Source organism: Amycolatopsis decaplanina DSM 44594 (genome assembly GCF_000342005.1).
Lineage (GTDB): Bacteria > Actinomycetota > Actinomycetes > Mycobacteriales > Pseudonocardiaceae > Amycolatopsis > Amycolatopsis decaplanina.
Genome location: NZ_AOHO01000009.1, coordinates 1 through 350 on the forward strand (window position 1 = coordinate 1; position 350 = coordinate 350).

Consider the following 350-nt stretch of genomic DNA (forward strand, 5'->3'; position numbering starts at 1 on the left):
GCCGCGCACGCCTGTGCCCGCGGCCGCGCGCCGTCCGGCACGATCCATTTGGTCACCGGCGACTGGCTGCCGGTGGGCGGGGCCGGGCTGAACGGCTGGGACCCGCGCGGCCTGCAGCCCACCGACGACGAGGTGACCTGCGTACGGTGCGGCGGGATCGAGCAGCGCCGCCACCCCGACGACCAGCTCGCGCTCTTCTGAACCCGGCCAGAGAATCTCTCCCGGCACTGGCCAGTGTGGGTCCTGGAATGCCACCGNGATCCATTTGGTCCCCGGCGACTGGCTGCCGGTGTGCGGGGCCGGGCTGAACGGCTGGGACCCGCGCGGCCTGCAGCCCACCGACGACGAGG

1 protein-coding gene is annotated in these 350 nt (G+C 74.2%); it reads left to right on the forward strand.

From position 1 onward, the window contains the following. On the forward strand, positions 1-201 hold a 201-nt coding region (locus tag H074_RS40600; RefSeq protein WP_007027964.1), incomplete at its 5' end, for a hypothetical protein. Positions 202-350: the final 149 nt, after the last annotated feature.